The following is a 19,886-nucleotide window of genomic DNA, read 5'->3' as shown; positions in this document are numbered from 1 at the left end:
CACGGAGGAATGGAGCTTGAGATACGCCGAATCGGCCAGGCGAGGCGCTACGGCAAACTTGCGGTTGTGCTTCTCGATAAGGCTTGGCAACACGTCATTGGCCTCCTCCATCGTCTGGATACCCAGAAGCCGTAGCTCGATGACCAAACGATCCTGAAGCGTTCTCCATAGCCGTTCCACACGTCCTTTGGCTTGAGGCGTGATGGCCTTGATATGTTCGATCCGCAGTTCGGCCACAGCTTTGCCAAAGTGAGAGAGAGGCTTGCTCTCGCCGGCAAGCTCCTGTTCGATCGTCAGCTTCTCGTTAGGTGAGCGGAAGATCGTATGGCGGTCGCTGTAGAGCCCGAGTGGCACACCATACGTTTGGATGCCTTGCTGCATCACAACGGAGTAACCTTCACGGCATTCCGTCGGCCGGAAGACGGCACCGACTACAAGGCCTGTGGCATCGTCGATGGCTGCGTGCAAGGCGAAGGCGGGCGCCCGATCCTCCAGCCAGGCGTACGGAGTCGCATCGATTTGCCAAAGCATACCCGCTTGCGCTTTCCGCTGACGGGGGGAATGCGTTTTGCCTCGCCGACGTTGTTTGGCTTGTTTGATCCCTTTGGCCAGCAGGATGCGCCTGACGCTGGAAGGGCTTACCTGGATCGATTCGTGTTCGGCTAACAATTCTGCAAAGTGGCAGTGATTGCTGCCGTTATATTTCGCAACATACAGGGCTGCGGCTACATTCTTGACCTCCTCCGGAATAGCGTGTGCCGGCTTTCTTCCTCGATTCCGATGTGCGAGTGCCTGAGCTCCTCCTTGCGTCAGGTACTTCTTCTTCAGTCGAATCACTTGCCGTGTCGTTAGCCCAAGATAGGCTGCACCCTCCCCATTGGTCAAGTGCCCTCCAATATTTTTTCAACGATTCTCACCTTGTTCCATTCGTCTTCTGTCAGTGTAATTGTCTCCTGTCCCATAGTGACATTATCTCAGAACAGTTATGGTATGACATTATCACAGACGAACAACAGCCGTCCCTGCCGTCCCTTGCATCTTTTCGGCAAATTGCATATAATACGTGGTAATATCGAAATGCAATGACGGAGAAAAGTACGCAGCGCCTCCTTACAGGGAGGGAGCGCCGGAGATTGAGAGCGCTCCTAACGGAAACGGTTCTGCCGAAGTTCGCTCCCGAGCAGTCCTCTGAAACCGGCGCGAATGCTGCGAATCGGCAAGTAGGGGGAACCGGTCCGAGCCGTTAACTCGGTTAAAGCGAAGACGTTGTTACGCATCGGCGAAGTCCGCCAGGGTGCGGATCGGCGCTCGTCCGAGCCGTATTTACGGCTGGCGGCGGCGGAACGTCTTAACAAGGGTGGTACCGCGGCACTTTCGTCCCTTATTCGGGATGAAGGTGCCTTTTTTGCGTTGGCCCGGCGTGCCGGGACGCCTTATTTTAAACGAAGGACAGGAGGAATTCCTCTATGCGGGAACGATTGCTCGCGCTGAAGGACGAAGCGTTGCAGGAGCTGGACCGGGCGCAGGACGCCCAGCAGCTGAACGACCTGAGGGTCAAATATTTGGGCAAAAAAGGGCCGCTTACCGAAATATTGCGCGGCATGGGCGCGCTAAGCGCGGAAGAGCGGCCGGTCATCGGCCAAGTGGCCAACGACGTGCGGGCCGCGATCGAGCAGGTGATCGAAGCGAAGCAGCAGCGGTTCGCGCAGGCCGAAACGGCGGCGAGACTCGGCGCGGAAACGATCGACGTGACGCTCCCGGGCCGGCCGGCTCCGCTCGGCGCGGTTCATCCGCTGAACAAGGTCATCCAGGAAATCGAGGACATTTTCATCGGGATGGGCTATACCGTCGCGGAAGGGCCGGAAGTGGAAAAAGACTACTACAACTTCGAAGCGCTCAACTTGCCGAAAAACCATCCCGCGCGCGACATGCAGGATTCGTTTTACATTACCGAGGAGCTGCTCATGCGGACGCATACGTCGCCGGTGCAGGTGCGGACGATGGAGAAGCGGCAGGGCGAAGTGCCGGTCAAAATCATTTGCCCGGGCCGGGTGTACCGGCGCGACGACGACGACGCGACCCACTCGCACGTGTTTACGCAGATCGAAGGTCTCGTTATCGACCGCAACATCCGGATGAGCGATTTGAAAGGAACGCTGCTTCAGTTCGTGCAGGAAATGTTCGGCAAGCAGGCGACGATCCGCATGCGCCCGAGCTTCTTCCCGTTCACCGAGCCGAGCGCCGAGGTCGACGTTTCCTGCATGATGTGCGGCGGACGCGGCTGCCGGACGTGCAAGCATACCGGCTGGCTGGAAATTCTCGGCTCCGGCATGGTCCATCCGCGCGTGCTGGAAATGTCCGGCTACGATCCGAAGGAGTACAGCGGCTTCGCCTTCGGCATGGGCGTCGAGCGGATCGCCATGCTGAAATACGGCATCGACGACATTCGCCATTTTTATACGAACGATATCCGGTTCTTGAAGCAGTTCGCGCATATATAAAGCGAGAAAGGAAGTGAGCGGGACGTGAAAGTCTCTTATCGGTGGTTGTCGGAATACGTGGATTTGAAAGGATATACCGGCGCCGAGCTGGCGGAGAAGCTGACCCGGAGCGGCATCGAAGTGGACGTTGTGGAAAGCCGCAACAAAGGCGTGACGAACGTCGTCGTCGGCTACGTCGCGGCGCGGGAGAAGCATCCGGACGCGGACAAGCTGAGCGTCTGTACGGTCGACGCCGGTCAAGGCGAACAGCTGCAAATCGTGTGCGGAGCGAAAAACGTAGCCGCCGGCCAAAAGGTGCCGGTCGCGCTCGTCGGCGCCGAGCTGCCGGACGGCCTGAAAATTAAACGGGCGAAGCTGCGCGGCGTCGAGTCGATGGGCATGATCTGCTCGGCGAAGGAGCTCGGCATGAACGAGAAGCTGCTGCCGAAGGAGCAGCAGGAAGGCATTCTCGTGCTGCCCGCCGATGCGCCGGTCGGCCGGTCGGTGCTCGAGCTGCTCGGCCTCGACGACGAGGTGCTGGAGCTCGATTTGACGCCGAACCGTTCCGACTGTCTGAGCATGATCGGCGTCGCCTACGAGATCGCCGCCATTCTCGGCCGGGACGTGCGGCTGCCGGAGGACGAAGTCGCCCTCCATCCGTCGCAGTCGAAAACGTCGGACTTTTTGCGCGTCGACATTACCGCGCAGGAGGCGTGCAGCCGCTATGCGGCCCGGCGCATTTCCGGCGTGAAGGTCGCCCCGTCCCCGCTTTGGCTGCAAAACCGGCTGATGGCCGCAGGCGTCCGTCCGATCAACAATATCGTCGACGTGACGAACTACGTCATGCTCGAGTACGGCCAGCCGCTGCACGCGTTCGACGCGGGCCTGCTCGAAGGCGGACGGATCGACGTCCGTCTGGCGCGCGAAGGCGAAACGCTCGTGACGCTGGACGACGTCGAACGGAAGCTGGAGCCGCATATGCTGCTCATTACGGACGGCGTGAAGCCGATCGCCCTGGCCGGCGTCATGGGCGGCGCCAATTCGGAGGTGTCCGCGGAGACGACGGCGATCGTCCTCGAATCGGCCAAGTTCGACGGCGGCACCGTCCGCAAAGCGTCGCGCCAGCTCGGGCTTCGCTCGGAGGCGTCGCTGCGGTTCGAGAAGGAAGTGAACCCCGACGCGGTCATCCCCGCGCTCGACCGGGCCGCGTCGCTCATCGCGAAGCTGGCCGGCGGCGAAATTAACGCAGGCGTCGCGGAAAGCGTGGCGAAGCCCGCGTCGCCCGTTTCGATCGCGATTTCGCTGGATAAAATCAACCGCTACCTCGGAACCGAGCTGGCTTCGCTGGAAGTGAAGGTGATTTTGAACCGGCTGCATTTCCCGTTCGAAGACAAGGCGGACGGCGAATGGATCGTGCACGTGCCGCTTCGCCGCGGAGACATTACCCGCGACGTCGATCTGATCGAGGAAATCGCCCGTCTGTACGGCTACGACAACATTCCGGCCACGCCGATCGTCGGCGCGACGACGCCGGGAGCGCTGACGCGCGAGCAGACGGTTCGCCGCACGCTGCGGCGGCTCCTCACCGAAAGCGGGCTCAACGAGGTCGTGACCTATTCGTTCACGCATCCGGAGCAAATCGCCGGCTTCCGCGGCATGTATCCCGAAGCGAAGCCGATCGCCCTGGCGATGCCGATGAGCGAGGAGCGCAGCGTGCTGCGCACGAGTCTCATCCCTCATTTGCTGGATGCCGTCCAGTACAACCGGAACCGGAACCAGGACGACGCGGCTCTGTTCGAAATCGGCAAAGTGTTCGTGACCGGCGAAGACCGGCTGACGACGCTGCCGCAGGAGAAGCTGATGCTCGGCATCGTCTGGACCGGCAAACGGTCGGCGGCGCATTGGGGCGGCAAGGCGGAGAAGGTCGACTTCTACGACTTGAAGGGCGTATTCGAAAAGGTCGCCGGCGCGCTCGGCGTAGCCGATATCCGGTACGCGGCCGCGCAGCCGGAAGGGTTTCATCCCGGACGAACCGCTTCCGTTTCCGTCGGGGCAGGCCCTTCCGAACGCGTCATCGGCCGTCTCGGCCAGCTGCATCCGGCTTTGCAGCAAAGCAAAGATTTGGACGACACGTACGTGCTCGAAATCGAGCTGGAGCCGCTCATCGAGCGGGCCGACTTTACGATCGCGTACAAGCCGCTTCCGAAATATCCGGCGATCGGCCGCGACATGGCGATCGTCGTGGACGCCGCCGTTCCGGTCGGGGATATCCGCCGCACCGTCCGGGAGACGGCGGGCGCGCTGCTCGAATCGATCGACGTGTTCGACATTTATACGGGCGAACGGCTCGGAGAGGGCAAAAAGAGCGTGGCGTTCGCGCTCGTTTACCGTCATCCGGACCGCACGCTGACCGACGAGGAAGTCGCCGGACTGCACGGAAACGTCGTCGCGGCGCTTGAACAAACATTCGCCGCGCAATTGCGCAAATAGAAGGAAAAAAGACCGGCCGCATCGAATGGTATAAGCGATGGGCCGGTTTTTCGTGTTGGCATTGAAAAAGTCCGCGGACCCGCCAAATTGTCATTTCCGTCAACCGGAATGGAAAGGAAGTGTCGATATGCATAATGGCGATAAAGTACGAGTCACGGTCGATATATACGGAATGGAATATAAATTGATGAGCGCCTCGAGCGCGGGCTACATGAAGCGGGTGGCCGAGTACGTGAACGAGCAAATGCACGTGACGGCGAAGCTGTTTCCGCGGCTCGATACGCCGCGTCTCGCCGTGCTGACGTCGGTGAATATGGCCGACGAATTTTTCAAGATGAAGGGGCAAATCGAGGAGGTGCAGCAGCAGCTGCAAGCGGCGCGCGAGCTGGAGCGGCGCCACGCCGAGCTCGAGGAGCGGTACCGGCAGCTGGAGCAGTCGGCGGAGCGGCAGGCGGCGGAGCATCGCGAGCGCGAGAACGGCTTGGCGGCCGAAGTCGCGCAGGCGAAGGAGCGTCTCGAGATGGCGGAGCTGGAGCTCGAAGTCGCCCGCGAGGAGCGGGACGCGCTGGCGCAGCGGCACGAGCGGGAGACGGCGGAGCGTCTCGAAGCGGAGCGGCAGCTTCGCGAGCGGAACCGGCTGCTGGAGGAGACGGTGGCGGAGCAGGAAGCGAGAAGCGGCCGGCTGGAGCAGGACAACGAGCGGCTCGAACAAAGCCGGCGCGAGCTCGAGCTGCAAATCGGCGAGCTGCGGGAGGCGCGCGAGCGGCTGCAAGAGGAAGCCGCCCGCGACAAAGAAGCGATTGCGCTGGGCGAGCTGCGGCTGAAGGAGCAGGAGGAGAAGCTGTTGCAGCAGCTGGTCGAGCAGGAGGAAGCTCACCGGAAGGCGCTCGAGGAGCAGCGGAGCAAGGCGAAGCAGGCGATCGGGGAAGAGCGGCTCAAGGCGGAGCAGGCGCTGGAGGCGGAACGCGTCAAAGCGGCGGAAGCGCTGAAGCGGGAGCGGAGCGAGTTCGAGGAAGCGCTGCGAGCGGAGCAGGCGAAGGGCGAGGAGGCGCTGAAGGCGGAGCGCGCCAAGTCGGCGGAAGCGTTGGAGCGGGAGCGGAGCGAGTTCGAGCAAGCGCTGCGAGCGGAGCAGGCGAAGGGCGAGGAGGCGCTGAAGGCGGAGCGCGCCAAGTCGGCGGAAGCGCTGGAACGGGAGCGGAGCGAGTTCGAGCAAGCGCTGCGAGCGGAGCAGGCGAAGGGCGAGGAAGCGCTGAAGGCGGAGCGCGCCAAGGCTGCGGAAGCGCTGGAACGGGAGCGGAGCGAGTTCGAGCAAGCGCTGCGAGCGGAGCAGGCGAAGGGCGAGGAGGCGCTGAAGGCGGAGCGCGCCAAGGCGGCGGAAGCGTTGGAGCGGGAGCGGAGCGAGTTCGAGGAAGCGCTGCGAGCGGAGCAGGCGAAGGGCGAGGAAGCGCTGAAGGCGGAGCGCGCCAAGGCTGCGGAAGCGTTGGAGCGGGAGCGGAGCGTCTTCGAGCAAGCGCTGCGATCGGAGCAGGCGAAGGGCGAGGAGGCGCTGAAGGCGGAGCGCGCCAAAGCGGCGGAAGCGTTGGAGCGGGAGCGAAGCGAGTTCGAGGAAGCGCTGCGAGCGGAGCAGGCGAAGGGCGAGGAAGCGCTGAAGGCGGAGCGCGCCAAGGCTGCGGAAGCGTTGGAGCGGGAGCGGAGCGAGTTCGAGCAAGCGCTGCGAGCGGAGCAGGCGAAGGGCGAGCAGGCGCGCGCGGAGCAAGCGGCCGAGACGGCGCGGCTCGACGCCGAGCTGAAGCGGCTCGAAGAGCGGGCGCAAGCTCAAGCGTCCTCGCTCGGCCGCTTGGAAAGCGAGCGCGACGAAGCGAAGGCGCAGCTCGAGCGGCTCGAGCCGCAGCTGCGGGAGGCGGAGCGGAAGCGCGAGGAGCTTGCCGCGGAGCTGGAGCTGGCGAAGGAGCAAGCCGAGGCCGCGGAGAGCGAGCTGGAAAGCGTGCGGCTCGGACAAGCGGCGCTTGCCGACATGCACGCCGAAGAGCTGGCCAAGCTGCGGGAGGACAACAAACGGCTCGAAGAGACGGTCGGTTCGCTGGAAGCGAAATGCAGCCGTCTGGAGCAGGATAACCGGCTATTCGACAAAAACAACAGAGACATGGGCGAAACGAGCCTGCTCATGATGGAGGAGCTGCGCCGGCTCAAGGAAGCGAACGACCAGCTTCAGGAGAAGCTCGCGCACAAGCAGCGGCTGCTGCTGGAGCAGGAGGACAAGCTGCGGCAGGAAATCGCCGGCCAGCAGCAGTTTTATAAAAAAACGATGCAGGATATGTACAACAAATCGCAGCTCGAGCTGAAGGAAGCGCGTCAGCAGGCGGAGCGGGCGCTGGGGCAAGCCGAGCGGGAGCTGAAGAAGGAACGGGAACAAGGCCGGCAGGCGCTGGAGGAGGAACGCCGCGCGGCCGAGAGCAAGCTGAAGGACGAACGGCTCGCTTTCGAGAAAACGTTGGCGGACGAACGTCTTGCCTTCGAAAAGACGCTGGAGGAGCGGCTGCGGCAAGAACGTCTCGCCTTCGAAAAAGCGCTGGAGGAACAGCGGCTTCGGGAACGCCAAGCCTCCGAAAAAGCTTTGGAGGAGCGGCTGCAGCAAGAGCGTCTCGCCTTCGAAAAAGCGCTGGAGGAACAGCGGCTTCGGGAACGCCAAGCCTCCGAAAAAGCTTTGGAGGAACGACTGCAGCAAGAGCGTCTCGCCTTCGAGAAGGCGCTGGAGGCGGAGCGCGCCAAGCTGAAAAACGAGGGCAAAGAGCGCGAAACGGCGCTGGCGCAAGCCCGTGTCGAAATTTCGGAGCTGCGCGCCAAGCTCGAAGCGGCGGCTTCGACGGAAATCGACGCGTTGGAGCGCGAGCGGGCGCGGGCCGAGCGGCTGGAGAAGGAGCTGGCCGAGGAGCGCGAGTCGAACGCCGTCTGGCGCGCCGATATGGCCGAATCGTTCGAGCGGGAAAAAAGCTCGCTGCTGCACGAGCTCGAGCAGCTGCAGAACGAGCGCCGCGACGACGCCGAGCTGCACGTCCAATACCGGAAGCTTCAGCAGGAATACGCCAAGCTGCAGACCGAATTCAACGAATGGATCCAGCTGGTGGAGAAAGACTGAAGCGGTCGGTCCTCTCAACATGAATCTGCCGAACACGATCGACACGATAGCCGTCGTTCTGGCCGCAGCCGCGCTCGCTCTCGGCTATCATCGCGGCTTTATCGTCCAGCTTTTCTCCATTGCCGGATTGGTCGTCGCCTACTTGGCCGCGTATTGGCTGTACGACGACGTATCGCCGATCATCGCGGGCTTGTTCCCGATGAACCAGCTTCAGTCTTACGGCAAATACGCCTTTCTGGTCGAAGGCTTGAACTTGAACGCGTACGTTTACAATGCGCTGGCGTTCGCGCTAATCTTTTTCGCCGTCAAGCTCGGCATGGCCGTAGTCGGCCGGCTGCTTCATCTGATCGCCGCGACGCCGGGTCTCAAGACGCTCAACAAATGGAGCGGAGCGCTTCTCGCGCTGTTCGAAGCGTACGTCCTGTTCGCGATCGCCGTTCACGCGATGATCGCGATCCCGTCCGAGCCGCTTCAGCAAACGCTGCGGCAGTCGGTCGCCGCCGACGTTGCGGCGAAGCAGACGTCGGAGCTGACCGGCAAGCTGCGCGAGATGTGGAACCGGAACACGGTAAGCGGAGCCGGTTGAAAACCGCCCTTTTCCAGACGTTCGTCCGTACGGACGGCGCCGGAAAAGGGCTTTTTGCCGTTTCGACGATCGCGGAAGCAAGGCGCGACCCGCTTTATCCCTTTAACGCTTGCTTCCTTTATAGCGATTTTTCGGTAAAGCTTCATCCCTTTACTGTTTACCCCCGTTAACGCTTGTGTTCGTTAATGCTTGTTTCGATTAACGCTTATAAACGTTAACGCTTTTTAGTAATAAAGTTTCTTATTTGTCAATAAAAATGGGAAAAAAAATTTAATGACAACCGCGGATAAAATAAGTAAAATAGTTTTTGTTAGTTTTTATACAAATTTTCTTTTTGTAAAGAGTACGAGTAGGGGGTGAATGAGGTGCTGGAGCCGGTATTAGAGGTGAAAACGCTTAAAACGTCCTTTAAGACGAAAAATAGAGAAACGACCGTAGTCGACGGCATCGACTTCGAAATCGGACCGAACGAAGTCGTGGCGCTTGTCGGCGAATCGGGCTGCGGCAAAAGCATGACATCGCTTTCGATCATGCAGCTGCTCCCGCGTTCGGCGGAAGTGTCCGGCGGCGAAATCCGTTTTCGCGGCCGGAATTTGCTGCAGCTGAACAAACGCGAAATGTCGCAAATTCGCGGCCGCCGCATCTCGATGATTTTCCAGGAGCCGATGACTTCCCTGAATCCGGTATTGACGATCGGCATGCAAATGACCGAGGCGATCGTCCGCCATCTGAACGTGGACAAGACGAAAGCGAACGGCATCGCGGACGAATGGCTTCGCCGCGTCGGATTTCCGGAACCTACCCGTACCCGGAAACAATTTCCCCACCAGCTGTCCGGCGGCATGAGACAGCGGGTTATGCTGGCGATGGCGATGGCGTGCAAGCCGGATTTGCTCATCGCGGACGAGCCGACAACGGCGCTCGACGTGACGATTCAGGCGCAGGTGCTCGATTTGATGCGCGACTTGCTGAAGGAAACCGGCATGTCGGTGCTGTTCATTACCCACGACCTGGGCGTAGTCGCCGAAATGGCCAATCGGGTGATCGTCATGTATGCCGGACAAATCGTGGAAACGGCGGATGTCCGGTCGCTGTTCACGTCGCCCATGCATCCGTACACGAAAGGGCTGCTGAACTCGACGCCCCGCATGAACGGCGCCATCGAGAAGCTGGTGCCGATTCCCGGTTCCGTGCCGCCGGCCGGAACGATCATGCCCGGCTGCCGGTTCGCGGACCGCTGTCCGGTCGCGACGGCCGAATGCCGTCAGCAGCCGCCCGAGCTGCGCGAAGTGCGTCCGGGCCACAGCGTGCGCTGCATTTTGGCATAAAAGCGGCCTTCGGAGCGGGAAGGCAATACGGGAGGGAACGGATTCCCCGCGAATCGGATTAAGCTATGGGCATTCGTTATGGGCTCTCCATCAAGAACAGGAATAAGCTTCGAAGTCCCGCTTCGCTATGGGGGACTCGTTACGGGCTATAAAGGGGGTTTATGAAATTGAGCGCTCCTCTTCTCGAAATAAAAGGACTCAAAAAATATTTTCCGATCGGAACGTCCGCCAAATCGGGAGTCGTCAAGGCGGTCGACGACGTCAATTTGACGCTGTACGAAGGCGAGACGCTCGGCATCGTTGGCGAGTCGGGCTGCGGCAAATCGACGGTCGGCCGGCTGGCGCTCCGCCTGCTCGATCCGACCGAGGGCGAGATCCGCTTTAACGGCGTGTCGATCGGCGGCATGAGCCAGCGGCAGCTGCGCCCGATCCGCAAAGACATGCAGTGCGTTTTCCAGGACCCGTACGCTTCGCTCAACCCGCGGCTGTCCGTAGGCTACGCGATCGCCGAGCCGCTCGTGCTTCAGACCGGCAAAAGCTGGAAGGAAGCGATGAAACAGGCGGAATCGCTGCTCGAAACGGTCGGGCTCAGCGCGCAAGCGGCGAGGCTGTACCCGCACGAGTTTTCCGGCGGACAGCGTCAGCGCATCGCGATCGCCCGGGCGATTTCGCTCGAGCCGAAAATGATCGTCGCCGACGAGGCGGTGTCCGCGCTGGACGTATCGATCCAGGCGCAAATCGTCAATTTGCTCGGCAGCCTGCAGCAGCGGATGAAAGTGTCGTACATGTTCGTTTCGCACAATTTGAGCATCGTCCGCAACATTTCCGACCGCGTGGCGGTCATGTACCTCGGCCGCGTCGTGGAAACGGCCGGACGCGACGATCTGTTCGGCAATCCGCAGCATCCGTATACGAAGGCGCTGCTGTCGTCCGTTCCGGAGCCCGACGTTACGATCAAGCGGGAACGAATCGTACTGAAGGGCGAAGTGCCGAACGCGGCCAATCCGCCTTCCGGCTGCCCGTTCCATCCGCGCTGCCCGATCGCGACCGACCGCTGCAAAACCGAGCGGCCCGAATTCAGGGAAGTGAAGCCGGGGCATTTCGCCTCGTGCCATTTCATATAAACATTATTTGAATAGGAAGAGGGGAAGTAGTCAATGTTGTTCAAATCGTATCGCAAACTGGCGACGATCGCGCTTGTCGCCACCATGGGGGCTTCCGTCATGCTGGCCGGCTGTTCCTCCGGCTCGAACTCGGGGACGGCCGAACCGTCCGGAAATACGGCCACCAACACGAACACGGCGAAAAAAGAAAAGGTGGACGGCGGCGAAATTACGACCGCTTACCTCGGCGACCCGCAAGGCTTTATCCGCTTCTGGGCGACGACGACGACTTCCAGCGAAGTGATCGAGCTCGTATCCAGCTTTTTGTACAAGTTCAACGAGAAGCAGGATTTGGTGCCGGACTTGGCCGTAGGACAGCCGGTATTTTCCGACGACAAGCTGACGATGACGATCAAAATCCGCACCGACGCCAAGTTTACCGACGGCAAACCGGTAACGGCCGACGACGTCGTATTTACTTACAACATTCCGATCAACGCCGACTACACCGGCCCGCGCAAAGGGACGTTCGAAAAGCTGCAAAAAGTGGAAAAAGTCGACGATGCGACGATCAAGTTTACGTTTAAAGAACCGCATGCCGGCTATATCGACATGCTCATTTACAATATTTTGCCGCAGCATTTGCTGAAAGATACGCCGATCAAAGAAATGGACAAATCGGCATTTTTCAAAAACCCGGTCGGCTCCGGTCCGTACAAATTGGTCGAATGGAAATCGAGCCAATACTTGACCTTTACGCGCAACGAAAACTACTACGGCGGCAAGCCGGCGATCGAGAAAGTAACGGCGAAAATCGTTCCGGACGCCAACGCCATGATGGCGCAGCTGCAAACCGGCGAAATCAACGTCATCGGCGTTCCTGCCGACAACCTCGCGGCGATCGAGCAATACGCCAAAACGAGCAATAAAATCAAGCTGCAAAAAAGCATTCCGGCCAGCACGTACCTGTTCATTGGCTGGAACTTGACGAACCCGCTGTTCCAGGACAAAAAAGTGCGTCAAGCGCTGACGACGGCGATCGACCGCAAAGCGATCGTGGACAGCGTCGTGGAAGGCCAAGGCAAGGTCGTCAACAGCCAAACGCCTCCGACGTACTGGACGTATACGGACAACGTGCCGAAATTCGACTACAACGTCGAGAAAGCGAAGCAGCTGCTTGCGGAGGCCGGCTGGAAAGATACGAACGGCGACGGCATCCTCGACAAGGACGGCAAAAACTTCGAATTCGAAATGCAGGTCAACCAAGGCAACACGGTGCGCGAAAAAGGCGTACAGGTCGTTCAACAGCAATTGAGCAAGGTCGGCATCAAAGTAACGCCGCGCGTGGTCGAAAGCTCGGCCTTCACGAAAAACTTCCAAGGCAAAAACTTCCAGGCGATCTATTACGGCTGGTCGATCTCGGGCGACCCGAACCCGAAAGGCATCTGGCATTCGGGCGAAATCGAAAAAGGGCTCAACACCGTATCGTATAAAAACGCGGAAGTCGACAAGCTGATCGATCAAGATTTGAACACGTTCGACAAAGAAAAACGGAAAGAGCTGCTGAACAAGGTCGACGCGCTGATCGCCGAAGACCAACCGTACACGTTCCTGTATTCGCCGACGGTTACGATGGCATACCCGACCAATCTCGAAGGCTTCAACCCGAACCGGGACAGCCTGAAAGAAATCGAGAAATGGTACTTTACTAAATAAATCAATGAACGAAAGAAGTGAGTTCCGTTGGCTCTTTACGCTTTGCGGCGTTTGCTGAACGCCATACCGATACTGATCGGCATTACGATCATTTCATTTGCGATCATCCACATAGCGCCGGGGAGCCCGCTTTCGCAATTTACCGAAGACCCGACCATCAAAGCATCGGACATCGAAAACATGATCAAAGCCTACGGACTCGACAAACCGCTCTACGTACAGTATTGGGATTGGATCAGCGGCTTAGCGCAAGGAGACTTCGGGACTTCCTTCCAACAAAACGAACCGGTATCGAAACTGATCATGGAGCGACTTCCGACGACGCTGCTGCTGACGGTTTCCAGCTTCGTGCTGTCGCTGCTTATCGCGCTTCCGTTAGGTATCGCTTGCGCCCTTCGGGCGCATTCCCGGCTCGATCAAATCGTGACGGCCATTTCGAACGTGGGGATTTCGATCCCCGGGTTCTGGCTCGGACTGATGCTTATCATGTTGTTCGCCGTCAAGCTGGGCTGGCTTCCTTCGGGCGGCTTGCAGACGATCGGCGCCCCGTTCAGCCTGATGGACCGGATCGAGCATCTCGTGCTGCCGGTATGCGCCATGGCCGCCGCGGAAGTGGCGATCTGGACCCGGTATATCCGTTCCAGCATGCTCGAAGTCATTCACCAGGATTATATGCGGACGGCCAAGGCGAAAGGGCTGCAATATTGGCGCGTCATCACGGTTCACGGCCTGCGCAATGCGCTTATGCCCGTCGTGACGCTGTTCGGCCTCAATTTGCCCGGGTTTTTCGCCGGAGCTTTGGTTATCGAGAAAATTTTCAGCGTACCCGGCATCGGACGTCTCTTTATCGAGGCGGCGTTCATGCGGGATTATCCGATCATCTTCGCCATTACGACGGTCGGCGCATTTCTGACCGTGCTGGGCAACATTATCGCCGACGTCCTGTATGCGGCGCTCGATCCGCGCGTGAGTCTGGAACGAAAAGGAGGGAGGGCGTAATCCGATGGAAGCTACCGTAACGACCAACAACAAGACGATCAAGCCGGCCGTCTCCCGCAACCGCGCGTGGGAACGTTACAAACAAAACAAGCTGGCGGTCGTCAGCCTGTTCATTATGATTGCGCTCATTCTGCTCGCTTTGTTCGCTCCGCTCATCGCGACGCACGATCCGGCCGAGCAGGATTTGCTCAACCGGCTGAAGCCGCCGAGCGCCGAGCATTGGTTCGGCACGGACGATTTGGGCCGCGATTTGTTCAGCCGCGTCCTGTACGGCGCGCGCGTATCGCTTTCGGTCAGCATTTTCTCGGTCGTGTTCAACGTGTTCATCGGGGTGACCGTCGGGGCGCTCGCCGGCTATTACGGCGGCAAGCTCGACAGCATCTTGATGCGCTTCGTCGACATTATGCTGGCGTTCCCGCAGCTGTTTCTGCTCATTACGGTCGTTACGCTGCTGAAGCCGAACTTGTTCAACATTATCGTCGTATTCGTTTTGTTCGGGTGGATGACGAAGGCCAGACTGCTGCGCGGTCAGGTGCTTACGCTCAAAAACCGCGAATATATCGATGCCGCTCGGACGCTCGGCATGTCGGACTTCCGCATCATCTTCCGGCATTTGCTGCCGAACGCGATGGCGCCGGTTATCGTTTCCGCCACGCTGCAGATGGGCTCGATGATTTTGACCGAATCGACGTTAAGCTTCATGGGTCTCGGCATCCAGCCGCCGCACGCGAGCTGGGGCAACCTGCTGCAAAGCGCGCAAAGCTTGACGATCATGCTGAAGGCGCCGTGGTTCCCGATCATTCCGGGCTTTATGATTTTCCTGACGATCATGTGCTTCAACTTCATCGGCGACGGCTTGCGCAGCGCGCTCGACTCGCGGTGAAAGGATGAAATATAAAAACGCTTCGAAGTCCGATCGGGCTTCGAAGCGTTTTTTGGCATTGCGATGAAGGTTCGCCGGTTACTCGACGATCAGCTTGGCGGTCATTTTGGCATGGCCCGCGCCGCAAGGAATGCTGCAGATGATCGTGTATTCGCCTTTCTTGTCGAACGTGACGTCCTTGGACTGGTTCGTGCCGACATCGACGCCGAGCTTGTCGATTTTGATGCCGTGCGCGCCTTCTTTGCTGTCGAGCGTCACTTTGAGCGTTTCGCCCTGCTTCACTCTATATTCCGTCTTGTCGAACTTCCAGTTCGTCGCCGTTATTTTCAGTTCGCCGGTAGCGGGAGCCGAAGCGGGAGCGGCCGAACCGCCGGCCGGTTCTTCCTTTTTGGCGCAGGCGGCCACGGCTAGCGCGACGATGAGCGCGAGCAAGTACACGATCGTTTTCTTCACAGGAAATCCCCTCCAAATGTTGTCATTCATCGCTACCATTATAGCGCAAGGGGGGGACGAAAGCTGTGAAGGCTTGGTGAACGATCGCGGCCGGTTAACCCAAAACGGCCTGCCCGAATCGAGCAGACCTTTTGGGATGGCGCCGTTTATCGGGCCTCTTCCTTATTCCGCCCCGATTCGAAAGGGGTGCTGATCGGGATGAACAGGTCGATGATGCCGATCACGAGCGCCGCCAAAATCGCACCGACTACCGTAACGGACACGCCGCCGACGATAAATTGGGCGAGCCAGATCACGGCCGCACTGGCCAAAAATCCGACGATGCCGCGTCCGAAAGGCGTAACCTTTTTGCCGAAAATCCCTTCCACGATCCAACCCAGCAGCGCGATGACGAGGGCGAGGAACAACGCGCTCCAGAAGCCTCCGACCGCAAAGTTGGGAACGATCCAGCCGACGAACATCAGCACGATGGCCGAGACGATAAATCGAACTACATGGCCGAGAAATCGCATGTACGCTGCCTCCTTTGGAAAGTCGCGAATCCGTCCGACTCGCGCGTAGGTCGCTTGCATTCCCGTCTTTTCGTAGGCGGGTTACATCGGTGCAATCTTTATTTTTTCCCGATCGTAAGGCGGTATGTTCGGCAATTTCAGGAACGGCCCCGCGGCGGCCGGGCAAATTGCGTATAACGGTTCGTTCAATAGCTAATCCGGGAGTCATCGGATATAATATAGGAACAGAAGGCTTCGCGGATGGAAGGAGTTTGACCCGTTTTGAACCCGAAAGTGCTGACTACACTCGAATATCATAAAATACGCGCGCGGCTCGCCGAGTTCGCCGCAACGTCGATCGGCAAGGAGCGCGCCGAATCGATCGAACCGTGTCCCGATTTCGAAACGGTGAAACGGCTGCTTCAGGCGACCGACGAAGCGTTCAAGGTCGACCGGCTGAAGGGCGGCGCCCCGTTCGGCGGCATTCGCGACGTGCGCAAAGCGCTGAGCCGGGCGCGGATCGGCAGCACGCTCGGTCCGTCCGAGCTGCTCGATATCGCGCTTACGATCGGCGGAGGGCGCAAGCTGAAGCGGTTTTTGCTGGCGATGCACGAAAACGAGCCGATCCCGCTGCTGGCCGAAGCGGCCGAGCCGATCAGCGAAAACCGGGACGTCGAGGACAAAATCAAGTCGTGCATCGACGACGCGGCGGAAATCGTCGACAGCGCGAGTCCGGAGCTTGCGCGCATCCGCCACGAGCTGCGGACGAGCGAATCGCGGGCGCGGGATAAGCTGGAGCAGATGATCCGGACCCCTTCGATTCAAAAAATGCTGCAGGACTCGCTCATTACGATACGCGGCGACCGGTACGTCATTCCGGTCAAGCAAGAATACCGCTCGCATTTCGGCGGGATGATCCACGACCAGTCGGCGTCCGGGGCGACGCTGTTCATCGAGCCGGAAGCGGTCGTCGCGCTCAACAACAAGCTGCGCGAGCTGAAAATGCAGGAAGAGCGCGAGATCGAAAAAATATTGATCATGCTGACCGGCTGCGTGGCCGAGGCGGCGGACGAACTCGCCGTTTCCGTCGAAGCGCTCGGCGAGCTCGATTTCGTGTTCGCCCGGGCCGGACTTGCCCGCGCCTTGAAAGCGACGCTGCCGATCATGAACGACCGCGGCTTCCTGAAGCTGAAAAAGGGCCGTCACCCGCTGCTCAATCCGGCGGCGGTCGTGCCGCTCGACGTCGAGCTCGGCAATCAATTTTCGACGATCATCGTCACCGGGCCGAATACGGGCGGCAAAACCGTTTCGCTGAAAACGATCGGCCTGCTCAGCCTGATGGCGATGTCGGGCTTGTTCATCCCGGCCGAGGAAGGCAGCCAAATGTGCGTGTTCGACGCCATCTATGCCGACATCGGCGACGAGCAGAGCATCGAGCAAAACTTGAGTACGTTTTCGAGCCATTTGACCAATATTATTTCCATTTTGAAAGGAATGACTCCGAAAAGTCTCGTCCTGCTCGACGAGCTCGGCGCGGGAACCGACCCTTCGGAAGGCTCGGCGCTTGCGATCGCAATGCTCGAATACATTCACCAGATCGGCTGCCGCATCGTCGCGACGACCCACTACAGCGAGCTGAAGGCTTACGCGTTCGAGCGCAAAGGGGTTATCAACGCCAGCATGGAATTCGACGTCCAGACGCTCAGCCCGACGTACCGGCTGCTCGTCGGCGTTCCCGGTCGAAGCAACGCGTTCGCGATCGCCGAGCGGCTCGGGCTGCCGCGGCCGATTCTCGAGATGGCGCGCGGCCGCGTCGACGAGGACGACAAGCGCGTCGAGACGATGATCGCTTCGCTGGAAGCGAATCGCGCGACGTCCGAAGCGGAGCGGCGCAAGGCCGAGCAGCAGCGCGCCGAGGCGGAGCGGCTGCGCGCCCAGCTGGAGGAGGAGCGCGAGAAGTTTCGCGAGCAGCGCGACAAGCTGCTCGCGAAGGCGGAGCAGGAGGCGAAGAGCGCCGTGGCGAACGCGCGCAAGGAGGCGGACGAGGTGATCCGCGAGCTGCGCCGGCTCGCCATGGAGGAGCGGGGCGCGGTCAAGGAGCACAAGCTGATCGAGGCGAAGCGCCGGCTCGATCAGGCCGCTCCGGAGCTGCGCGACAAGCGCGACGCTTCGCGGGCGTCCGCGAAAAAAGCCGAAGCGATCGGCGTCGGCGACGAGGTGCGGGTCGTCTCGCTCGGCCAGAAAGGCCACGTCGTGGAGATGGCCGGCGACGGCGAAGCGACGGTGCAGCTCGGCATTTTGAAAATGAAAGTGGGCAAGTCCGACCTGGAGCTGGTCGGACGGGCGCCGGCGGCGAAGCCGGCGCAAACGGCTTCCGCCAGCGTGAAGCGCAGCCGGGACGAAAACGTGCGCACCGAGCTCGACCTGCGCGGCAGCAATTTGGAGGAAGCGATCATCGAGACGGACCGCTTCCTGGACGAAAGCTTCCTGAACGGCTTCGGCCAGGTGTACGTCATTCACGGCAAAGGAACCGGCGTGCTTCGCGCCGGGCTGCAGGACTATTTCCGCCGGCACAAGCACGTGAAAAGCTACCGCCTCGGCAATTACGGCGAGGGCGGGGCGGGCGTGACCGTGGTGGAGCTGAAGTAGAGCGGTAGCGTTCGAATGAACGTTAACAGGCGACCGGGCGTAGGGCGGATAACGTTCGAAAGCACACTATCGGCCCGACAAGCGAGGCAATTAAGAAGGATAGTGCTCAAAGGAGCACTAACTCCCTCGACTGAGGGCGGCCGAACGCCGGAAGTAGGCGGATAATGTTCGAAAGAACACTATCCGCCTAACAAGCAAGGCATTTTCGCGGGAATAGTGCTCAAAAAAGCACTAACTCCCTCGACTGAACGGCGCCAAACGCCGGAAGCGGGCGGATAACGTTCGAAAGCACACTATCCGCCCGACAAGCAAGGCATTTTCGCGGGAATAGTGCTCAAAAGAGCACTAACTCCCTCGACTGAGGGCGGCCGAACGCCGGAAGTAGGCGGATAACGTTCAAAAGCACACTATCCGCCAGCCATTCCGGCATTTTCGCGGGAATAGTGCTCGAAAGAGCACTCTTCCTCGACTGAGCGCGGCCGTACGCCGAAAACGGGCAGATAACGCTCGCCGTCCAGCCCGCCAACAAAAGAAATAGCGGAATTTAAGTACGCTAATCGGCCGACAACCTCGCTTCTTCGCGTAATAGCGGCATGAAATTCCGCTATGCCCCCCGAACGGTCGGTTTTTGCCCGGAAAATGCGAAATAACGGAATGCGGTTTAATTTTATTCCGCTAATGTTTAACCGGCTCCACTTTTAACGCTGCTCACAAAGACGCCTCGATCGCGACGCTTCAAAAGCGGCGGCCTATTATGGCGTACGCAGCCGCAGCCGCAGCCCCGACCGTCTCCGGTCCGGGGCTTTTTTCGGATCGAATGCGCTCGAAAAAAGCGGTATCGCTCCGCTCCCAAACCTGTGTTAAGATGGAAACGGAGGTGATGATGCTGAGCAAGTTTTTTTTGTTCGCCTTGATTTGGTGGCTTGTCGGAAATCCGTTCCTCGCAATCGTCATCGTCCTTGTACTGCTATATGTGCTCGACCGCCGGTTTATCGGTTTGTCGCCCAGCCTGCTGAAGCCGCTGCGGCGCAACCGGCGTTTGTCGCGGCTGAAACGGGAGCTGGCGCTGGCGCCCCATAACGCAGGCAACAAGCTCGAGGCGGCCCGGCTTTATATAGAGAAGGAGAAGTACGCCGATGCGCTCGAGCTGCTGGAGCAGGTGAGCGGCGTTTACGATTCGGCGGACGTGCTGTACGAAATCGGCCTCTGCAAGCTGAAGCTGGGGGAGCTGGACGAAGGCAAGCGGATCATCCTGGAGAGCCTCGAGCTAAACCCCCGGGTCAAATACGGCGAGCCGTATTTGCGGCTCGGCGAAGCGTTCGCGGGGTCGAATCCCGGCGAGGCCATCCGCTATTTGGAGCAGTTCCGGAGCATCAACTCCTCCTCGTGCGAAGGGGGCTACCGGCTCGGCCGGCTGTACGAGCGGCTCGGCGACCGCGCCGAGGCGAAGCGGGCGTACGCGGACGCGCTGCATATTTACCGCGGCTTGCCCCGCTATAAGCGGAAGGCGGAGCGACGCTGGGCGATTTTGTCGAAATGGCGACAGCTTTTTTAAAAATCGCGAATCCGTTT

At 59.9% G+C, this 19,886-nt stretch carries 13 protein-coding genes and 1 pseudogene; 11 read left to right on the top strand and 3 right to left on the bottom strand.

Annotation, left to right across the window (positions count from 1 at the left end; translation table 11 throughout):
- A pseudogene (locus PV407_RS23845) lies at positions 1-962 on the bottom strand (ISNCY family transposase); the annotation flags it as partial.
- Between the two features lie 504 nt (positions 963-1,466).
- Between PV407_RS23845 and pheS the strand changes: the two are divergent.
- The 9 genes from pheS (at position 1,467) to opp4C (ending at position 14,721) form a co-directional block, all read left to right on the top strand.
- Positions 1,467-2,501, top strand: a complete 1,035-nt coding sequence (gene pheS, locus PV407_RS23840) for a phenylalanine--tRNA ligase subunit alpha (protein WP_332092511.1) — start codon at positions 1,467-1,469, stop codon at positions 2,499-2,501.
- 24 nt (positions 2,502-2,525) lie between these two features.
- Positions 2,526-4,970 carry a phenylalanine--tRNA ligase subunit beta gene (gene pheT, locus PV407_RS23835; protein WP_332092510.1) on the top strand — a complete coding sequence of 815 codons (2,445 nt, stop codon included), beginning with the start codon at positions 2,526-2,528 and terminating at the stop codon, positions 4,968-4,970.
- A gap of 127 nt (positions 4,971-5,097) precedes the next feature.
- Positions 5,098-8,106 (top strand): cell division protein ZapA, encoded by a 3,009-nt coding sequence (locus tag PV407_RS23830; RefSeq protein ID WP_332092509.1) that lies wholly within the window; start codon positions 5,098-5,100, stop codon positions 8,104-8,106.
- 19 nt (positions 8,107-8,125) lie between these two features.
- Positions 8,126-8,692: a CvpA family protein gene (locus tag PV407_RS23825; RefSeq protein ID WP_332092508.1), complete on the top strand. Its 567-nt coding sequence runs from the start codon at positions 8,126-8,128 to the stop codon at positions 8,690-8,692.
- A gap of 365 nt (positions 8,693-9,057) precedes the next feature.
- Positions 9,058-10,020 (top strand): ABC transporter ATP-binding protein, encoded by a 963-nt coding sequence (locus PV407_RS23820; RefSeq protein ID WP_332092507.1) that lies wholly within the window; start codon positions 9,058-9,060, stop codon positions 10,018-10,020.
- A 167-nt stretch (positions 10,021-10,187) separates the two neighbouring features.
- Complete coding sequence (locus PV407_RS23815) at positions 10,188-11,144, top strand: ABC transporter ATP-binding protein (protein ID WP_332092505.1); 957 nt, start codon at positions 10,188-10,190, stop codon at positions 11,142-11,144.
- Positions 11,145-11,177: 33 nt separating this feature from the next.
- Positions 11,178-12,839: a peptide-binding protein gene (locus PV407_RS23810; RefSeq protein WP_332092504.1), complete on the top strand. Its 1,662-nt coding sequence runs from the start codon at positions 11,178-11,180 to the stop codon at positions 12,837-12,839.
- Between the two features lie 27 nt (positions 12,840-12,866).
- Positions 12,867-13,838 (top strand): ABC transporter permease, encoded by a 972-nt coding sequence (locus PV407_RS23805; protein ID WP_332092503.1) that lies wholly within the window; start codon positions 12,867-12,869, stop codon positions 13,836-13,838.
- A 4-nt stretch (positions 13,839-13,842) separates the two neighbouring features.
- Positions 13,843-14,721, top strand: coding sequence for an oligopeptide ABC transporter permease (gene opp4C / locus PV407_RS23800; protein ID WP_332092502.1), 879 nt, complete (start codon positions 13,843-13,845; stop codon positions 14,719-14,721).
- A 78-nt stretch (positions 14,722-14,799) separates the two neighbouring features.
- Here the strand turns inward: opp4C and PV407_RS23795 are convergent, their stop codons facing one another.
- Both PV407_RS23795 and PV407_RS23790 read right to left on the bottom strand, forming a co-directional pair.
- Positions 14,800-15,174, bottom strand: coding sequence for a cupredoxin domain-containing protein (locus PV407_RS23795; RefSeq protein ID WP_332092501.1), 375 nt, complete (start codon positions 15,172-15,174; stop codon positions 14,800-14,802).
- 146 nt (positions 15,175-15,320) lie between these two features.
- Positions 15,321-15,686, bottom strand: a complete 366-nt coding sequence (locus PV407_RS23790; RefSeq protein WP_332092500.1) for a phage holin family protein — start codon at positions 15,684-15,686, stop codon at positions 15,321-15,323.
- Between the two features lie 261 nt (positions 15,687-15,947).
- On the opposite strand from PV407_RS23790, the gene PV407_RS23785 reads away from it, so the two are divergent.
- Together PV407_RS23785 and PV407_RS23780 are read left to right on the top strand one after the other, a co-directional pair.
- A complete protein-coding gene (locus tag PV407_RS23785) occupies positions 15,948-18,314 on the top strand; it encodes an endonuclease MutS2 (RefSeq protein WP_332092499.1) in 2,367 nt (788 codons plus the stop codon).
- Positions 18,315-19,197: 883 nt separating this feature from the next.
- The gene (locus PV407_RS23780) at positions 19,198-19,869 is read left to right on the top strand and encodes a tetratricopeptide repeat protein (protein ID WP_332092498.1); all 672 of its coding nucleotides are present in this window, start codon (positions 19,198-19,200) and stop codon (positions 19,867-19,869) included.
- Positions 19,870-19,886 lie beyond the last annotated feature (17 nt).

The sequence above is a fragment of the Paenibacillus sp. GYB003 genome (assembly GCF_036577625.1).
In the GTDB taxonomy this organism is placed as follows: domain Bacteria; phylum Bacillota; class Bacilli; order Paenibacillales; family NBRC-103111; genus Paenibacillus_AB.
This window is presented reverse-complemented; position numbering and strand designations above follow the sequence as displayed.

Coding starts and splice junctions, on each gene's coding strand:
- pheS (WP_332092511.1), top strand. CDS start 1,467: ATGCGGGAACGATTGCTCGCGCTGAAGGACGAAGCGTTGCAGGAGCTG.
- PV407_RS23810 (WP_332092504.1), top strand. CDS start 11,178: ATGTTGTTCAAATCGTATCGCAAACTGGCGACGATCGCGCTTGTCGCC.
- PV407_RS23825 (WP_332092508.1), top strand. CDS start 8,126: ATGAATCTGCCGAACACGATCGACACGATAGCCGTCGTTCTGGCCGCA.
- opp4C (WP_332092502.1), top strand. CDS start 13,843: ATGGAAGCTACCGTAACGACCAACAACAAGACGATCAAGCCGGCCGTC.
- PV407_RS23790 (WP_332092500.1), bottom strand. CDS start 15,686: ATGCGATTTCTCGGCCATGTAGTTCGATTTATCGTCTCGGCCATCGTG.
- PV407_RS23780 (WP_332092498.1), top strand. CDS start 19,198: ATGCTGAGCAAGTTTTTTTTGTTCGCCTTGATTTGGTGGCTTGTCGGA.
- PV407_RS23830 (WP_332092509.1), top strand. CDS start 5,098: ATGCATAATGGCGATAAAGTACGAGTCACGGTCGATATATACGGAATG.